Origin of the sequence: Aliinostoc sp. HNIBRCY26 (assembly GCF_050235535.1) — a bacterium.
Lineage (GTDB): Bacteria > Cyanobacteriota > Cyanobacteriia > Cyanobacteriales > Nostocaceae > Trichormus.
In genome coordinates, this window is sequence record NZ_CP189852.1 from 1,960,706 (window position 1) to 1,977,774 (window position 17,069).

Sequence of the window (17,069 nt, forward strand, 5' to 3'; positions counted from 1 at the left end):
TCTACTGTTACTGAATTAAATTCACTACATGACCAGAACGCAAAGCAGTATTTTGCCAAGAACAAATTAACCCCAAGCTTCCAGGATCAATTACAGGATTTTGGGGTTGCGATCGCTCCCAGTGATCCCTGATGTAGCGGATTTCAAATAATTGCACAACTCCCAAATAACGCACAGCCGGGAATTTCTGGAATAGGGTCACAATATCGGAAGGATACACCGGACGACCAAACGGCCAGCCTTGACCATCATGTCCGCCTGTGATGGGGTTGAGGAAGCGATAAAGGGCGACGCGTAATTTTCCTAAAATTTCTTGCTGGGCTGAGGGATGATTGTATTCTGGCTCTAGGGCGACTTCCGTTTGCACGGCAACACCCACATATTCTGGTGCTTGTAGTTTGACTTGCACACCTAATAATCGTCGTTCATCTAAATAAGCTAATATCTGGTTGCGGAGTTGGGGAGTTAAACTAAATAATTCTGGTTCAATCCCTTCCGCACGGTTAATTGCATCAGTATTCGCCGCCGGGACAACCAATAGCCGGACTGTTCCCGCTTCTTTAGTCGCATTGGGTGGTAAACAACGCACACGCACCACCGCACCCGCGCCAGCTTGCAGCGTCAACACTTCAAAATCTTCAGGAGTAACGGCGCGATCGCGTGTCCGCAGCATCGCCGGTACACGAATCACCGCATCTTCCAAAGATTCCGCATCTGCACCATTACGAGCCGGTGCATGATTAGTCACACGGGCTACATAAGGTACAGCCGTCTTGGCGACAGTAATTGTCCCCCGTTGCACATTTCCCTTACGTCCTCCCCCAGTGCGATAAGCCACCATCCGAATCACCGCACCCCTTGGCGGTACAGCCCCATATTGTCGCTCTAATTCCTGAACATGAGGGATGAGGGACTGGGTATTAGCTATGGGGGAGATATTCCCAGTTCCCTGTCCCCAGTCCCCATTCCCTACTACCCGCCTCCATTCCGTCTGCTGCTGAATTTGGGCTGGTTCACGAATTAAGGGGCCAAACTGCACTAAACCCGTGCGGGAATCAATGGTGTAGTGTCTATCCTGAGAACTAGAATTAGCAAAATCGCTGACTTCATACCATATCTGCGAAGATAAACTTCCAGGCGGTAATATTTCTATATGTTCACCTTCTCGACGATTTAACACCGGAAATTGCTGTAATTGAAACGTCTGTCCTGGTGTACCGTCACTTTCCCCTAGAATTTCATCATAAATCAACTCACTTTGGCTAGCTCCCACCGTCCCACCAATGGCGCGCGCCGATAAGCCGACAATGCGGGGAGATGAACTAAACCCTGGTTGATTGGGTTGGGGAGTCGTGTAAACGCAACGTAACCAACGCCCTTGGAAAGCAGTAAAAGTAGTCACAGGCCAAGATTGGGGTAAATGTAACACCACATCTGCACCTTGCAGGGGATTAGCACCTTGAGCCGCCAACTCACTAAAACTAAAACCCTTGGTACTATCATCAGATTCTTGGAGTAAAACCGATACCCACTCAATCCCATTCCAAGCTTCCCAACGTCGTGGCGGTGCATCAGGGTTAATCCCCGTACTAGTAGCGGCTTCTCCCTTAAATTGCAGTGCTAAAACATTCCCCTCACACTGACAACTACCATCAATCACGATATAAAAACTATTACCAGGCTGGGGTTGCTCATCAAAAAAAGCCAATTCCCTACCGTACCAGTTTTCATCAGGAGTTTGCGCCCAAATATTAGTAAAGCGATCGCGTAAAATCGAGGGTAAAGTTTCCGTCGTTTGGGCAGAGAGAAAATGGCGAATTAAAGGTTTATCAATAATTAAAGGCCGATCTGTAGTGAAAGCGATCGCCTCCTCAGTTTCCGTGCGAACCGTCGCCACCTCCACACCAGCAGGAATTGTATAACTATTCGGTAAAGCCGCACTCAAATAAAAAGTAATATCTGCCATAGCGGGAGCAGGTGCTTGCAACCGTACCCCCAGCAACTCTAAAAAAGTAATATAATTGCGCTTCGGTACTTCATTGAAGCGCAGCAGCATTTGGTCAGTCAACCAAGCAAATAACTCAATCAGCGTGATTCCTGGATCACTAGGATTATAGTTAGTCCACTCTGGACAATAACGAGGAATCCGCAAAACACACTCATCAACCAAATCTTTAAACGTGCGATCGTCCAGATTTGACTTCGGTAACTTCGGTAAAAAATCAAATTCCACGATAATATAACCTGGTTTTAAAAGGGATTGGGGACTGGGGATTGGGGACTGGGGACTGGGGACTGGGGGGACAAGGGAGACAAGGGAGAAGAAATATTAATAACTAATGACTAATAACTAATAACTAATGACTAATGACTAATGACTATTGACTATTGACTATTGACTATTGCCCCCATTCAGGTAAAAAGGAAAAACTAAACTGCGAGAATCATGAGTATCTTTCGGATGATACTGAATATGAATATTGACTCGACCCCGTAAAGGATCAGGTTCCGTAAAAACTCCATCTAAAACAATGCGCGGTTCCCACATTTCCAAAGCCTCTTGGACGTGCAGACGCAGCAGTAATAAAGTTTGAGTATTCATCGGTGCAAAGGTCAACTCAGACAACCGTGAACCAAAATTAGGTCGATAAACCCTCTCACCCAAATCAGTACGCAGAATGAGCATAATCGACTCTTCAATGTTGCGTTCCTTGGCACTGAGTTGCAAACCCCCTTGGACATTCACCCTAAGTGGAAAAGACCAACCCGCACCCAAATGACTACGATGCTGATTTTGATTGACTTCTGGCATGGTGTGTCAATGCTGACAAGCGTGTTTACGCTAAATTTACGCTCATCTCTCTCACCAAAACTATTCGCCAAAAGTCGAGCATTCTATTAGGGATTGGGGATTGGGGACTGGGGACTGGGGATTGGGCATGGGGAATTGGGTATGGGGAATTGGGTATGGGGAATTGGGTATGGGGAATTGGGTATGGGGAATTGGGTATGGGGCATAGGGAGTTAAAACACTCTACCTTGTCTACCTTGTCTACCTTGTTTGTCTCCCAATCCCTAATCCCTAATCCCCAATCCCTAATCCCCAATCCCCAGTCCCCCTAATGAGATGTTTCACTGGGTGACTCTAAAGCCTGATCTAAAACCTGTCTAGCGTGTTCTGCTTTATTGCGTGCTTCTTGATAACGTAAATTTGCTTGAGCAAAATTCTTGAGAACCTTAAAACCTTCCTTGAGACGGGTAATCTCTTCTTCCGTCACCGACTCATCAGAAAACAGCACATCAACAGCTTTACGAATTTCCAACGCTTCAGCGCGAGATTCCTGGACTTTCAGTTTCAGTGTAGCCAGATTACTGAGAACCTGTACAGCTTGAGTAATCGCATCTTCACCACTACTAGACTCAGCCGTCGGCTCTTTTACTTCTATTAATTGTTGTGGGCCAAATCCTTCCTCTAGTTCTGTAGGTAATTTGCCAGCGTTCATCAGTTCCAGTAACTGATCCATTGCTTTATCACGAGCTTTAGCTGAATCTTTACCTGCAACAGTGAGGATAATTTCTGGGCTTTGGGCGAGAGTGTACTGAACCATATTCCCAACAGAAAATTTACTGATGAACTAAGCCTAAGAGGTGAATCTTACCATGAAAAGGTCATTAGTTATTAGTTATTAGTCAACAGTCAATAGTCAACAGTCAATAGTCATTAATATTGCTTCTCCCTTGTCTCCCTTGTCTCCCTTGTCCTCCCAATCCCCAATCCCCAATCCCCAATCCCCAATCCCCCATGCCCAAACTTTATACTAAAAGAAAGACAAGTCAGTTTTAAATTCAACCCCCCGAATGTATGTGAAGGGGTAATTAATTTTGAATTTTTAATTTTGAACTCGGAGCGAAGCGACGTGACTCCTAATCCCAATGTTATGCAGGCTGTGGAAAAACTGGGCTACCGTGTCACTGTTGGTGATGTGGCAACTCAGGCTGGATTAAATTTAGCAGAAGCAAATCAAGGCTTACTAGCTTTAGCTACTGATGCGGGTGGACATTTGCAGGTAGCAGAAACTGGTGATATTGTTTACTTGTTTCCGCGTAATTTTCGCGATATTCTACGCAATAAATATTTTCAGTTACGCTTGCAGGAATGGTGGCAGAAAGTATGGAAAGTTCTATTTTACTTAATTAGGATTTCTTTTGGGGTTTTTCTCATTGCTTCTATTGCTTTAATTACTATTGCTATTGTTTTAATCATTACTGCTATGAATTCCAGTAATGATAATGACAACCGTAACAATAACTCTAGCGGTAGTTGGGGATTTTTCTATATTCCTGATCTGTTTTGGTATTTTAATCCTAATTATGAAACTTATCCTGAACAAAAACGGCGTAATAGGCAACAAAACGGCCAAATGAATTTTTTCGAGGCTGTCTTCTCGTTTTTGTTTGGTGATGGTAATCCCAATGCGCGTTTAGAAGAACGCCGTTGGCAAGATATAGCAGCAGTAATTCGGAGTCATCAAGGTGCAGTCACAGCAGAGCAAATCGCCCCTTATTTAGATGATTTGGGTGCTAGTTATCAACAGGAATATGAAGATTATATGTTGCCTGTGCTGTTAAAATTTAATGGGCAACCACAAGTGAGTCCTGAAGGACAAATTGTCTATTATTTCCCAGAATTACAGGTAAAAGCCAGCAATCAACGACAAGAATTTATATCACCTTATCTAGAGGAATTACCCTGGCGATTTAGTGCAGCCGATTCTGGACAAATTACGCTCAGTGGTGGTTTGGGTGTAGTTAATCTGGTAGGTGCGTTGATATTAGGTAGTTTGTTAAGAGATGGTACAGTGGCAGATCAGGTAGGTGGACTAATCGCTTTTGTCCAAGGTATTTACTGGATTTTATTAGTGTATGGTATTGGTTTTTTAGCTGTACCTTTGATTCGTTATTTTTGGCTACAAGGACGCAATCGCAAAATTGCCAGTCGTAACAGCGATCGCATCGCCAGAGCCAGAATATTAGAAACACCCAACACTGATTTACAGCAAAAAATTGCCTACGCTCGTCAATTTGCCACAGAAACAGTCATTACTAATGAAAATTTAGTCTACACCAGCGAAACTGACTTATTAGAACAAGAAGTGCAGAGGAGATTGGGGAATGGGGAATAGGGAATGGGAGAAAGAAGGCAGGGGGGCAGGGCGCAGGGAGAAATAGGGAAATTTTTCTCCCCCTTGCACCCTGCACCCTGCACCAATTCCTCTTCAATGCCCAATGCCCCATTACTTCGCTTTAATCGGTGTGAGGGAAACGCCGCGATAATAATGCCCTAGTATTTGCAGGTGGTTAGCACCGCGTAAGGCTAGATTATATGCTCCCCATTGGCTCATGCCTAAACCGTGACCAAAACCTAAGCCTTGGAGTATAAAACTACCATCTGCGGCTTTGTTGACGTTGAAGCGAGTGCTTCTGAGTCTGAGGGCTGTACGGACTTCTTCGCCACGCAGTACCTTTGTACCTCTATCTCCGACGATTTTTAGAGCTTTGACACTCTTATAAGGTGACAACTCTTCGGGAATTATCTGCTGGACATTACCAACCCCAGAAATTCTGGAGCTAATTTCCGCAGGTGAAAAGGTTTGTTGCCAGTTGCATTCTTTAATATTTTGATCGTAGTCTTCCACTGCCCGCAGATAAGGCAGAGGATTTCCCCAAACATCTTCTACGTTTTCGGTGTGTCCACCCGAACAAGCATGAAATACTGAGAGAATCAGATTATTTTTATAAGTTAAGACTTGTCCGGCGGTACCATCAACTGCGCTATAGGTGGCTGGAGATTCACTGCTGACACCTTTATATATTTGCCAGCGATCAGGACTATCTCCTAAATCATAAACGGGGTTTTTACGCTGTTGTTCTCGTTTGTAGAGGGCATAGGTACGGGCAGCGATCGCTTGGGCTTTGAGGGCTTCTTGTGGCCAGCTAGAACTCATTTCCCCGCCAATGACGCTGTAAAGATATTCTTCTAAATCCACCCAGTTAACAACATCTATGCCTTTTTGAGTGGGGACAACTAAAGTTCTACCGCGATACCAGCGATCGCCTATATAGACAAATCCTTTTCCTGATGGTTCAATCCAAAATAAACCAGATTGCCATTTATCTAACGCCACACCTCCAGGTATAGCTTGCGCGTAAAAGGCACTCATCGCAGGCAATTGTCCTAGAGTCCGCCCACTACTATCTTTCACAATCGCCGTTGTGGAACTGCCAACCTTGGTTTGATTGACTCCCCTCTCAATCGCTACACGCAAAATTACAGAAGCTTGAGCTGGTGCGACTAAAGCCATCCACAATAAAACACCTAACCACCAATGACGTATTTTAAGCTGGGATAACAAAGAGCCGAAAAACAGTTGAAATTTCATGTTGATTATTTGATCACAAGAGTCTGTAGGTATCTCAAGGTAAGACAATTTTCCCAAGTTAGAGGTTGCCTCCTTCTACATAATTATGCAACGGCTTTTGATAAGTGGCATATTTGGGAATTGGGCATTGGGAATTGGGCATTGGGCATAGAAACACAGTCTCCCTTGTCTCCCTTGTCCTCCCAATCCCTAATCCCCAGTCCCCAATCCCCTACTTCGCATACGTAATGCGGAGACTTTGAAAAAGAATGATAACGGAGGCGATCGCCATTAAACCACCCCAAAACCAATAAGGTAATAACATATACTTTTGCATTTGGGCTGTGTCAGACAATCCCAAAGGGCCGGCAGTTTGACTAAATAAATAATTTAATTGGTGATATGTACTTACACAGGCTTGTACGCCTAAAAATTGGATAGCAAAACCTTGTACCCATTGGGATGTTTTGAGGCCAATACCTAAAATCATTAAGCCTAGTAAGGGAATTGCCACAAATCCAAACCAGGAACGTACCCAAATTAATGTAGAAACTAGTAAAAAACCTCCCAGGATTTTCAAACTCAAGGAGGTGACTTTAAAACTACGTGAAGCTAATATCAAACCGGCTCCAGCTAGTGGTGGCCCCATTGGCCCGGCGGCGGCGACTAAGAACGGCCCAATCGGCCCTAATGATGACCTTAAAGCATAAGTTGCTACACCAGAACCATTACTAAAAATCTGGAGTTTTTGAAACTGACCCCCCAAAATTAGAGCCATTAAACCATGACCCATTTCGTGAAACCACGTAGCTAATATAGTAAATGGGTATAAAATATAATCTCCGCCTGGAATTTGCCAAAGAATAGCTGTAGCGATCGCTGCCCCTACTAACCAACTTAACCCCATTCGTTCTACGACTGGCGGGGCTTCATCGGTAAATAATTTATCAAAATCTCTCCCTGGTTCGCTCATATTAGTTTTTAATCGGTAACTTTTAATTTGTAACTATTAATATTTTGGACGAATATAAAGTTATAGGGGTTTCAGGGCTATATTTTCACCCCCAAACCCCTAAACCCTTACACCCTTACACCCCTAATTAAACGAGTTTAAACAGGAATGTTACCAAATCGCCTTTGCCCAGACTGATGCGATCGCCTGGTCTGAGGCGATGTCTATTTCCTGGTAGCAAGGGTAAGTTATTAATGTAAGTACCGTTAGAACTGCCGACATCTTCTATATAGTGAGCGTCTCCCTCGACTCGAATATCCGCATGAACACGGGAAACGATTTCAGAATTAGAAAATCCTGAAACATCTATATCTGGAGGGATGCGGTCATTGGGTTTACCAATATGAATCACAGATAGACTAGGTGGTAATTCAATTTCTCTATCACTTTGAACGTGAACTAATCTAGCTGTGATTTGCTGTAATTGGGTTCTGGCAGGAGAAGGAGGAGCAACTACAGGTTGTGGTGCTGGTGTTACTGGCGGTGGAGTAACAACAGGTTGTGGTACTGGTGTTTCTAATACTGGTGGTGGAGCTACTGCTTCAGGGGGTGCAGTAGGAACGGGTATTTCTGGGACTTCTAGAACTTCTGGGATTTCTGGGATTTCTGGGACTACAACTGGTGCTGGTGGTGGAGTGACTTCTGCCTGTACTGGGGGAGGGGTAACAGGTGGTGCTACTGGTGGAGGAGTCACAGGCGCAGCCATTTCTGTTGCTGGTAAAGGTGAAACCACAGGAGGAGTTTGATTTGCTACTGGGTCAAGGCCTAAAGCATTTGGTTGTAGTAATTCTAACATCGGGTCAGGATTGACCAAGGGAGGAATTTCTACAGGCACATCAGGAACAGCTGTTGCTACCACTGTTGCAGGTGCAGGTGTAGCTGATGAATGCAGGTTAAAACCACATTGACCACAAAAAGCAGCATCCGACTGTACTGTTGCACCACAATTAGGACAGTTGTTAGTAGCTGGCAACGGTGTATAACAAGCTTCACACTGTACCGCGCCGTCTGGATTTGAGTGATTACAATTAGGGCAGACGATCATTGATTTAAGCCTTTGTTCACGAGCATCTTAAAAATGGGGGTTGGGGACTGGGCATGGGGCATGGGGCATGGGGCATGGGGAATTGGGCATTGGTAAAAAATTCTCTTTTTCCTTTTACCCTTACACCCTTACATCCTTACACCCTCATACCCCTGTTTTTTCACAGCAACTCTAGCTTTCGATTTTAACAACTACTTGTGATACAACAATTAAGCTGATATTTCCGCACCTGCGGCGGCATCAAGTAGCCAAACAAGTTCCCCTTGGGGTTGAATTAAGCGGGATGGGTAGGTGGAGTCATCGGCTTGGGGAGCAAATACTTGAGCAAGAGCTGGTCTTTTATTTGCTCCAGCGACTACGAAGATGACACTTCTCGCCGCGTTAATGAACGGATATGTAAAGGTAATGCGGGGGTTGCCGTCTTTGTTACCCACTGTAATTAAGCGATCGCGCACTGTTAAAGCGGCTGTGTGGGGGAACAAAGAAGCAGTATGAGCATCATCACCCATGCCGAGTAATACCACATCTAAGGCGGGAAATTCTCCTGGTGCAGAGCCAAAGAAAGCCTGTAGGTGCTGTTCGTATTTAGTGGCAGATAGCTCTGGATTATTATCCAGGGTAGGTACAGCATGAATATTGGCGGCAGGGATATCAACCCGATCTAGCCAGGCACGACGCGCCATTAATTCATTACTATCGGGGTGATCTGGGGGGACATACCGTTCATCTCCCCAAAACACATGGATTTTGTCCCAAGGTAATTTTTGTTGGGCGATCGCTTCATACAACGGCTTCGGTGTGCTGCCGCCAGATAAGGCGATTGTAAATCGTCCTTGCTGTTTGATGGCAGTATCTAACTTCGTCAGGATCAAATCTAGCGATCGCGCAATTAACGCTGACTGATCCGGCAGGACTTCAATCTTTTTGTTCATGGCTTCATCATCACATTGCCGTCTTCCAGCAATACAATACCGAACTTATGACAACTCACCTTTTTAACTTTTGAAACTTTTAACATCAGCAAGTAAGCAGTCATAAGTCAACACACTCCATGCTTATCATTTTCTGGGGTGAGTTGTCAGTAGTCGTGGGTACGGAAAGGGAGGCAGGGGCGCAGGGGGCAGGCTTCCGCCGTGAGCGTCAGCCGAACGGGAGCAGGGGGAAGATCACAAATGTAGGTTTTTTACCAAGCAGTGAGTAATGACGATTAGACTAACGAGAAAATTATCTTTTCACTAACCCTTACACCCCTACACCCTTACACCCCAAAAAAAAAGGAGCTGGTTGCCCCTTTTGTCTACTAAGTATAGTTATAAATTTCTAGTTTGAGTTTGTCAGATGGGCGATCGCCACCCATCTGATAAAGCTAAAGATGCTTGCTATCGAAACAATGAATGGAAAACGCCATAAAGAACTGACAAGCAGTTCTTTAGTAAGCTAGACCCATACTGCGAGTTGTTTCTGCGCCCAGGTAAACCCGGATGCTCAAAAAGTCGGTGGGGCAAGCAGTTTCGCAACGCTTACAGCCCACACAGTCTTCTGTACGGGGGGAAGAGGCGACTTGAGCAGCTTTGCAGCCGTCCCAAGGAACCATTTCTAGTACGTCAGTTGGGCAAGCGCGGACACATTGGGTGCAGCCAATGCAGGTATCGTAGATTTTTACGGTATGAGACATTGAAAAAACGGCTCCTTTCCAGTGTTCTTTTCTGTGAAAGAATCATAATCAAGGCATAGTTTACCGCAGTCGCTTATACGCCGTAAGTAAAAGGCTACATAACTTTAAACAATGTAATAGGCACCTTGAAAAACCAGATTTTAGGGAATATCCCTATTTTCCTGGAAATCAGCCACATCGCAGCCACGTATTTACCCTTATCGCCCTCCCAGAGAAATTTCGTTTGTAAATATATGTAAAGCTAAATAGAAAATATTAAAAATTATGTACCAAGAGTAACTTATTGTACTCATCAGTAATCATCTATAGATGATTAGATAATTTTGTCACGTATTTAATCTTCGGCTTCTAGCTGAGAATAATGTGCGAAAATTCTCTTGATTTTATTGGCGGTGGAGTTTAAATATTTGTGTGGCGTAAATTTACTGTTACTGTTGCTGTTAGTGTAAGTATTGTATTATCTATAGCGGGTTGTACGGAAGATAAAACCGCCCAGTGTCATCGACTGATTCAAGTAGTGAATGAGGGAAATGCTCTCATTGATCAAAAGAAAGGACAGCAGGTGATCACAAGTTTGCAACTATCCAAGGATTTAGTAGCAATTACCCAATCTCTAGAAGAACTAAAGTTATCAGATCCCCAGTTGCAAGAGATTCAAACTGGTTTTATCAGAGTATTCCAAAATCTCAGTCAAGCGATCGCCAAAGCTTCACAAGCACTGGGAACGGCTAAAAATGCCGAAGCATCAGCATCAGGTAGAGAAAAACTGGAAAAAGCCAGAAAAGAAATTGACACCGTACTGACTAAAGCAGCTAGCACTGCGGGTAAGGATTCCGATGTACTAGTAAAGCGACTCAATCAGTATTGTAGTCAACCAAAGTAGAAATTTATCAGCTAACCTGATTTTCCGTCACTTGGGTAATGTAGCGAAGAATGGAGTCAAAATCTTGACGAATTTGAGTGAGTTGTCTTACCCAAGTGTTAGAAACTGCGATCGCATTCATGGAAAATAGCGGTAAATATCCTTACGATGAAGAACACGTATAAAGGTAATGGTATCTCCAGCAAATTTAAAACCTATGCGGTAATCTCCCACACGAATACGATATGCAATATCAGTGTCTTTGAGCTTTTTTACGTTACTGATTTCATCAAGGCTAGAATAGTTGGGAATTTCATCAAATACAAGAGACTTAACAGTGTCAAACACTGGTGTACTTTTCAGAACCTTGAGGTCTTTGATAAAACTGGGCATATACTCACAGTTCATGGTTTGTCCAGTTCTTCTAGAGCCTGATTAATATTAAAAGGTGTTTCACAACTCACTGCTTGCATAGCTCGGTAAAGTCCCTCATCTTCAATCGCGTCCAATAAACGCTGATATTCCTCAAAATCTAGGACTACTTTGAGAACCTGTCCTTTTTTATTTGTGATTAATTCCTGGACAAAAGGATATTCTTCAGCTTTCATATGTCATTGCGGAAAATAATTACTTTTTACTATAGAACGTAGAGGCTTGCGACTTGTCGTTAGACATCCCCTACTACCATACATAGCAGCTAGAAACTCAAAGCATCAAACACTGACTAAACGAGCTAGGTGTTTGAGAATTTTTGTCACAGTATAAATGTCTTCATCACGGTTGAGAGACAGTGTGTAAGATAATGCGTATCTTGGTAAATCTTCTTTAGTCAACTTAATAAACTGAAACTCTCGGCCATTAGTAACAAAGCCAAATGTTGGTTTGTCAGCATTAGGATTACTCAACATATAGGCTACAACTTGAGGAATAGCCACTTCTAGAGAATATTGCGCTCTTTTGGCTTCAACTACTAGCACCCAAAATGGCGGATGAAAAACCAAAATATCAATACGTCCCCTGACAATTGTGCCTTCATCCTCAGAAGAAATTTCCACCTCATATTCGGAAGCAATGTAAAAAGGTGGTTGATAATAACCTGCTAGCCTTAATAATGGAGATAAGACCACCATTTTGACAACAGGTTCTAAAATCGCATATTTCGATAAATGCGAATATTCTGCTTTCACCTCATCGAGTAATTTTTTCTCAGAATCACTTAAATCTGGTAAATCCTGCTGCCACTCTAGGAAAAATTCTTTGTCTTGTGCTGGTTCTAGCCCAAATTCATCAATCAATTGGGCTAGGGTAATATCTTTTCCTTGAACAACCTGAACCATTTGCCTATCCCTTTTAGTCAAATAGTAATTGAAAATCCAGGCTTTGCGCTTGCAGATACGACTGAGTATTGGCCATTAACTTTATCAACCCCTCAAAAAGTCGTAACTTTTATCACTATTATTTTAAAATTTGTCCTGAATAACACCAAACTGTTCCGTTAAGAGAAATAACGGTGTTAGTCAAACGATATACAATGAGTGACATAAGTCTACTGATGGCTGGTGTGTTGACTGGCAAGCCACCATCTTTGACTGATCAAGTACCTGCACAGTCTCCAATTCAGTCAAATCAAGTAGAGCAGAAATCAACCCAAGAATCATCTCAGGGATTTTCCGCAACTGACATCACAGCACCTGAATTTTTACAGGTAGAACATAGTATTATTACTCAATCTTTCAGTAATAATCAAAAGTATCAAAATAAACTGATTAAGCAAGGAAACGGAGAACAGGAAAAAAGAACTTTAGAATCTCAAACTAACGCAAATACAAATCAGCAAAATACAGAGGAAACATTTTTTTCTTCCCCCACACACGCCAGTTTGCTTAAGTCGGGAAACCTACCCAACCCCTACACCCTAGATCCAGAAACATCAGATATCAAGGCGGAATTCTCCCCTTATCCTGCTTTAGCTCAATCTCCAGAGATAGCTGCGCCTGAGTCAGATGAGGCGATGACTCAAGTCCTTCCTGTATCGCAATTGGATGATGTGCAGCCTACAGACTGGGCTTTTGATGCTTTGCAATCTATCGGGGAGCGTTACGGCTGTACTGATTATCCTGGAAAAACATACGATGGCGATCGCCCTATTAGTCGTTATGAATTTGCCGTTGGTTTAGAAACTTGTCTCCAGCAAATTGAAGAGTTACTGACTAGCAATCGAGATCACACCATTGAGCAAGAAGACTTAATCATACTGCAACGTTTGCAAAATGAGGTCAAGGAAGAACTAGCGCAATTACAGCAACGTGTAGAATTAGGCGATCGCAAGACTAACACTATAGCAGCACAGCAATTTTCCACAACTACTAAGTTATTTGGGCAAGCAATTTTCAGCATTCAAGGAACGAATACTAACGATGTAGATTTATTTCCCAGGGATGGTGTACCAGAACGTCAAGGTAAAGCTCATCTGACATTCACTAACAGTGTGCAGTTAACGTTAGCAACTTCGTTTACTGGTAGAGATTTATTACTAACGGGACTAGCGGCGGGAAATTTGGGTTCTAGTGCGCCATCTGTATTTACGAATATGGGACGTTTGGGTTTTGAATCCAGCACAGATAATAATTTATCAATTAACGATTTATCCTATCGATTTTTAGTAACGGATAACTTAGGGGTGGTGGTGGGAACAGCAGGTGTCAACCCGATTAACACCTTTCGTGGGATCAATCCCTTAGAAGGTTCTGGTGATGGTGGAATTTCTCTGTTCGGTCAGCGTAACCCGATTTTAGCGATTGGTAATGGTGTAGGTGGTGTAGGATTTGATTGGCAAATTAGCGATCGCATCAGTCTACAAGGAGTATACAGTAGTGAAATCCCTGGTTTTCCTGGGGATAGCAACGCAGGTGGACTGTTCGGCGGTAGATTCACCACAGGCGCGCAGCTAACTTTAGCACCTACCGACAATCTTGATATCGGCTTACATTATCTTTATTCTCACTCTCCCGATGACTTATTGGGAACAGGTATCGGTGATGCTCAATTAATGTCACCTTTTGCTGATAGCACCGCTTTTAATACCCATGCTATGGGTGCAACTGTAGCGTGGCGCGTCAATCCAGATTTGCAATTGGGTGCTTGGGGTGGTTATTCTATCTCCAACCCAGAAAATCTGTCAGGAAGTGTGGAAATTAGCAACTGGATGGCGTTTGCAGCCTTTCCTAATCTCCTCCGCCCTGGGAACTTGGGAGGAATTCTAGTCGGACAGCCACCCAAAATTACGTCTAGCACATTACCCGATGGGTTTAACTTTCCTAACTTCTCCGATGGTGGTACACCAGGGGGACGGCGTGATACATCAATTCATTTAGAAATGTTTTATCGCGCACAAGTAAATGAGCATTTATCTATTACGCCTGGTTTCTTTGTAGTTTTCCATCCCGATCATAATGCTGCCAATGAGACATTATTTGTTGGCACATTACGAGCTACTTTCCGGTTTTAATTTTAATTCCCTGTAAATGTAATTACTAAGTGGTTTTGAGCTACTTAGGGTTGTAATTCTGTTGAAGTTTGAGAAACAACTAGCGTGTAATCTACCATCGCAGGGATAAATCAGCTTAAAAAACTACATTTAACCTCATGGCAGTTACATCTCCCAAGTTTAATCACGCATGAGACGAGTTTCCTTAATCTCGTCTGTGCGTGTTTTTTCATTGAACCATTAACCAGGAGCAAATTTACTATGCGATCGCGCTCATCAACTACTAAATTGGGTTATGGGATTCTCAGCAGTAGCAGTTTAGCAGTGATGTTGTTAGGAATGGGGGGAAATAGTGCTTCAGCACAATTAACCATTCAAAGCACTGGAACTTTATCAGGAAATATTCAACTTCCCAACTTTAACCCCAACTTCAACAATCGAGTCACGCGGATTGACACTGACTCTAATGGTACTTACTACCGCAATGGTAATCCCATTTATCAGTCTAATTATGTGAAGATGGAAACAACCGCAGATGGAAGTTTGCGCTATTTTGTTGACTTTAAAGGTATCCCTGTCATTTCTTTAGATGGTGTCCTCAGTTCACCTGCACTTTCCAAGGGTGAATTGACTGATTTCACCTACCAAGGAAAAATCCCAGGGACGAAATTTCAAGGTGTAGTTCAAGATGAATTCGGATTAACTAAAGCTTTTTACACTGGCGTTGTGACCGATCCTAGCACTGGCAAACAGTACCAAGGTACATTTCAAGTCAGTGGACAAGGCCCAAGATACAGCGATCGCAACGGCGGCGAAAGTCCCACAGTTTTTGACTTCAAATCCGATCTACCAGGTCAGCCAACTGTCACATCGTTGCAGATGAAAAATTCACCTTTAGTGAGGTTAACCATCACAGTTCCGGCTGATGCTACTTTAGTCACTCCCAACACTAACACAACCAATCCTACCCCCAATACCAGCACCACAAATTCTACTCCCAACACTAACACCAACACATCTCAACCCAACACCAACGTTAGTACGCCCACGCCTATTACTAGCGTCACTAATTCCCAACCCAGCACCAACGTTAATACACCCACGCCTATCACTAGTGTCACTAATTCCCAACCCAGCACCAACGTTAATACATCCCAACCTAACCTAGCTTCCATTGCTGATGTTGGGACATCCAATATAGTCTCCAGTGATACTCAAGTGAGCGCAACAGTGTCACCAGGATTAGTCACACCCACGCCTTTTGCAGAAGCCAATATAGAATTCAGCAGTGGTAATCCCTCTGTCTCTGCTTTAGAAACGGCGACTAATCAATCTCAAGTTAAAATCGGGCCTCGCAGTCGAGTCATGGTGCGCTAACCATTTGGCAATTTTTAATTAATTCGCTGTGAAATAATTCAGGAATCGCAACTAGGCAGATTGTAGTTTATTTCAGAGCTAGGACAAGAGCGAGATTCAGGTGTATAAACTTACCTCAAGTTCTTAGTAGTTGTTTTTACTGCTACTGAGAACTTGTTTTTGTCAATTGATGAGAAATGAAAACCAAATTTTTCAACTACATACATAAGTTTAAAAAATCCTGTAATTCTCACAAAATTAATGAGGATGAATGATGTTTTATATGTGATTTTATGTATATACTAGCTACTTAGAGTAACACTAGTTAAATAATGTCATTTGTTTGACTTAGTTGCAGTGATGCACAATTAATATATTTATCCCCAACAATCGGCTAGTTCATATTACAAATCTCATCCAATTCAATTAATATTTTGTGAGTGAAAGCTATGCCAGAAAAATTAATAGTGAATATCTTGCAGGTTTTAAGCATAAATATGCGGTGGATGACTTGGAATTTATTCCTAGCTTTTATCCCTGTAGTATTAAGTATTTGGTTATTTCGCCATAAAAAAGGGCGTTCTTGGGTTTGGTGGTTAGGATTTTTAGTTTTCTATGCCTTTTTACCAAATGCACCTTATTTATTAACTGATATTATTCACTTAATTCATGACATCCGCACAATTCAATCAGTATGGATGATTATATTGGTACTAATTCCTGTTTATTTTGTAGTAATCTTTGCTGGTTTTGAAGCGTATGTTATTTCCTTGATTAACTTTGGTTATTATCTCCACCGTATCGGTAAAAGCCAATGGGTTTTAGGGATGGAGTTGATTACTCATGCTCTTTGTGCAGTTGGTGTTTACTGGGGGCGGTTTTTACGTTTCAATAGTTGGGATTTTGTGACTCAACCCGATGCTTTACTTACTAAAGGAGTTGAGGAACTTTTAGGCAAGCAACCTTTGTTTATTGTCTTTATAACTTTTGTGATTCTCTCTGTATTACACTGGCTAATGAAGCGAGTTACCCTTGGGTTTATAAATCAACGCAATTCTAGAATCGAAATCACATCATAGTTATACCAATTTTCTATGCAATTGCACCAAATATAAAGATATAGAGACGTTGCATGCAACGTCTCTATATTACTACGCCAGGCAAGCTATATCAAGAAACTGTATGACACACATTCATATGAGTTGAATATTTA

The 17,069-nt window shown here is 42.7% G+C and carries 16 protein-coding genes; 5 read left to right on the top strand and 11 right to left on the bottom strand.

Annotated features, from left to right (window positions below):
* Positions 1-7: 7 nt before the first annotated feature.
* The 3 genes from ACQFX9_RS08305 to ACQFX9_RS08315 all read right to left on the bottom strand — a co-directional run bounded on the left by ACQFX9_RS08305 (position 8) and on the right by ACQFX9_RS08315 (position 3,608).
* Complete coding sequence (locus tag ACQFX9_RS08305) at positions 8-2,233, bottom strand: putative baseplate assembly protein (protein WP_427161551.1); 2,226 nt, start codon at positions 2,231-2,233, stop codon at positions 8-10.
* A 159-nt stretch (positions 2,234-2,392) separates the two neighbouring features.
* Positions 2,393-2,812: a GPW/gp25 family protein gene (locus tag ACQFX9_RS08310; protein ID WP_427161552.1), complete on the bottom strand. Its 420-nt coding sequence runs from the start codon at positions 2,810-2,812 to the stop codon at positions 2,393-2,395.
* A gap of 307 nt (positions 2,813-3,119) precedes the next feature.
* Complete coding sequence (locus ACQFX9_RS08315; RefSeq protein WP_427161553.1) at positions 3,120-3,608, bottom strand: hypothetical protein; 489 nt, start codon at positions 3,606-3,608, stop codon at positions 3,120-3,122.
* A gap of 309 nt (positions 3,609-3,917) precedes the next feature.
* On the opposite strand from ACQFX9_RS08315, the gene ACQFX9_RS08320 reads away from it, so the two are divergent.
* Complete coding sequence (locus tag ACQFX9_RS08320; RefSeq protein WP_427161554.1) at positions 3,918-5,183, top strand: hypothetical protein; 1,266 nt, start codon at positions 3,918-3,920, stop codon at positions 5,181-5,183.
* A gap of 111 nt (positions 5,184-5,294) precedes the next feature.
* Here ACQFX9_RS08320 and ACQFX9_RS08325 read toward each other — a convergent pair whose 3' ends face one another.
* From ACQFX9_RS08325 to psaC, 5 genes are all read right to left on the bottom strand, one after another.
* The gene (locus tag ACQFX9_RS08325) at positions 5,295-6,440 is read right to left on the bottom strand and encodes a SpoIID/LytB domain-containing protein (protein WP_427161555.1); all 1,146 of its coding nucleotides are present in this window, start codon (positions 6,438-6,440) and stop codon (positions 5,295-5,297) included.
* Positions 6,441-6,651: 211 nt separating this feature from the next.
* The gene (locus ACQFX9_RS08330) at positions 6,652-7,392 is read right to left on the bottom strand and encodes a M50 family metallopeptidase (RefSeq protein WP_427161557.1); all 741 of its coding nucleotides are present in this window, start codon (positions 7,390-7,392) and stop codon (positions 6,652-6,654) included.
* 127 nt (positions 7,393-7,519) lie between these two features.
* Positions 7,520-8,476 carry an FHA domain-containing protein gene (locus ACQFX9_RS08335; RefSeq protein ID WP_427161558.1) on the bottom strand — a complete coding sequence of 319 codons (957 nt, stop codon included), beginning with the start codon at positions 8,474-8,476 and terminating at the stop codon, positions 7,520-7,522.
* Positions 8,477-8,685: 209 nt separating this feature from the next.
* Entirely contained in the window at positions 8,686-9,408 is a 723-nt protein-coding gene (gene pgl / locus ACQFX9_RS08340) for a 6-phosphogluconolactonase (protein ID WP_427161559.1), read from the bottom strand.
* A 497-nt stretch (positions 9,409-9,905) separates the two neighbouring features.
* Positions 9,906-10,151, bottom strand: coding sequence for a photosystem I iron-sulfur center protein PsaC (gene psaC / locus ACQFX9_RS08345; protein ID WP_010997613.1), 246 nt, complete (start codon positions 10,149-10,151; stop codon positions 9,906-9,908).
* Between the two features lie 403 nt (positions 10,152-10,554).
* Between psaC and ACQFX9_RS08350 the strand changes: the two genes are divergently transcribed.
* Positions 10,555-11,034, top strand: coding sequence for a hypothetical protein (locus tag ACQFX9_RS08350; RefSeq protein WP_427162835.1), 480 nt, complete (start codon positions 10,555-10,557; stop codon positions 11,032-11,034).
* 117 nt (positions 11,035-11,151) lie between these two features.
* Here the strand turns inward: ACQFX9_RS08350 and ACQFX9_RS08355 are convergent, their stop codons facing one another.
* The 3 genes from ACQFX9_RS08355 to ACQFX9_RS08365 all read right to left on the bottom strand — a co-directional run bounded on the left by ACQFX9_RS08355 (position 11,152) and on the right by ACQFX9_RS08365 (position 12,350).
* Complete coding sequence (locus ACQFX9_RS08355) at positions 11,152-11,406, bottom strand: type II toxin-antitoxin system RelE family toxin (RefSeq protein WP_427161561.1); 255 nt, start codon at positions 11,404-11,406, stop codon at positions 11,152-11,154.
* An 11-nt stretch (positions 11,407-11,417) separates the two neighbouring features.
* Positions 11,418-11,621: a hypothetical protein gene (locus ACQFX9_RS08360; RefSeq protein WP_427161562.1), complete on the bottom strand. Its 204-nt coding sequence runs from the start codon at positions 11,619-11,621 to the stop codon at positions 11,418-11,420.
* 105 nt (positions 11,622-11,726) lie between these two features.
* Positions 11,727-12,350 carry a type I restriction endonuclease gene (locus ACQFX9_RS08365; protein WP_427161563.1) on the bottom strand — a complete coding sequence of 208 codons (624 nt, stop codon included), beginning with the start codon at positions 12,348-12,350 and terminating at the stop codon, positions 11,727-11,729.
* Positions 12,351-12,544: 194 nt separating this feature from the next.
* Between ACQFX9_RS08365 and ACQFX9_RS08370 the strand changes: the two genes are divergently transcribed.
* The 3 genes from ACQFX9_RS08370 (at position 12,545) to ACQFX9_RS08380 (ending at position 16,935) form a co-directional block, all read left to right on the top strand.
* Positions 12,545-14,521 (top strand): iron uptake porin, encoded by a 1,977-nt coding sequence (locus ACQFX9_RS08370; RefSeq protein WP_427161564.1) that lies wholly within the window; start codon positions 12,545-12,547, stop codon positions 14,519-14,521.
* Between the two features lie 240 nt (positions 14,522-14,761).
* Positions 14,762-15,877 carry a hypothetical protein gene (locus ACQFX9_RS08375; protein WP_427161565.1) on the top strand — a complete coding sequence of 372 codons (1,116 nt, stop codon included), beginning with the start codon at positions 14,762-14,764 and terminating at the stop codon, positions 15,875-15,877.
* A 428-nt stretch (positions 15,878-16,305) separates the two neighbouring features.
* Entirely contained in the window at positions 16,306-16,935 is a 630-nt protein-coding gene (locus ACQFX9_RS08380) for a DUF1361 domain-containing protein (protein WP_427161566.1), read from the top strand.
* The last annotated feature ends 134 nt before the right edge of the window (positions 16,936-17,069 follow it).

Coding starts and splice junctions, on each gene's coding strand:
- ACQFX9_RS08310 (WP_427161552.1), bottom strand. CDS start 2,812: ATGCCAGAAGTCAATCAAAATCAGCATCGTAGTCATTTGGGTGCGGGT.
- ACQFX9_RS08315 (WP_427161553.1), bottom strand. CDS start 3,608: ATGGTTCAGTACACTCTCGCCCAAAGCCCAGAAATTATCCTCACTGTT.
- ACQFX9_RS08325 (WP_427161555.1), bottom strand. CDS start 6,440: ATGAAATTTCAACTGTTTTTCGGCTCTTTGTTATCCCAGCTTAAAATA.
- ACQFX9_RS08330 (WP_427161557.1), bottom strand. CDS start 7,392: ATGAGCGAACCAGGGAGAGATTTTGATAAATTATTTACCGATGAAGCC.
- ACQFX9_RS08335 (WP_427161558.1), bottom strand. CDS start 8,476: ATGATCGTCTGCCCTAATTGTAATCACTCAAATCCAGACGGCGCGGTA.
- pgl (WP_427161559.1), bottom strand. CDS start 9,408: ATGAACAAAAAGATTGAAGTCCTGCCGGATCAGTCAGCGTTAATTGCG.
- psaC (WP_010997613.1), bottom strand. CDS start 10,151: ATGTCTCATACCGTAAAAATCTACGATACCTGCATTGGCTGCACCCAA.
- ACQFX9_RS08355 (WP_427161561.1), bottom strand. CDS start 11,406: ATGCCCAGTTTTATCAAAGACCTCAAGGTTCTGAAAAGTACACCAGTG.
- ACQFX9_RS08360 (WP_427161562.1), bottom strand. CDS start 11,621: ATGAAAGCTGAAGAATATCCTTTTGTCCAGGAATTAATCACAAATAAA.
- ACQFX9_RS08365 (WP_427161563.1), bottom strand. CDS start 12,350: ATGGTTCAGGTTGTTCAAGGAAAAGATATTACCCTAGCCCAATTGATT.
- ACQFX9_RS08370 (WP_427161564.1), top strand. CDS start 12,545: ATGAGTGACATAAGTCTACTGATGGCTGGTGTGTTGACTGGCAAGCCA.
- ACQFX9_RS08375 (WP_427161565.1), top strand. CDS start 14,762: ATGCGATCGCGCTCATCAACTACTAAATTGGGTTATGGGATTCTCAGC.
- ACQFX9_RS08380 (WP_427161566.1), top strand. CDS start 16,306: ATGCCAGAAAAATTAATAGTGAATATCTTGCAGGTTTTAAGCATAAAT.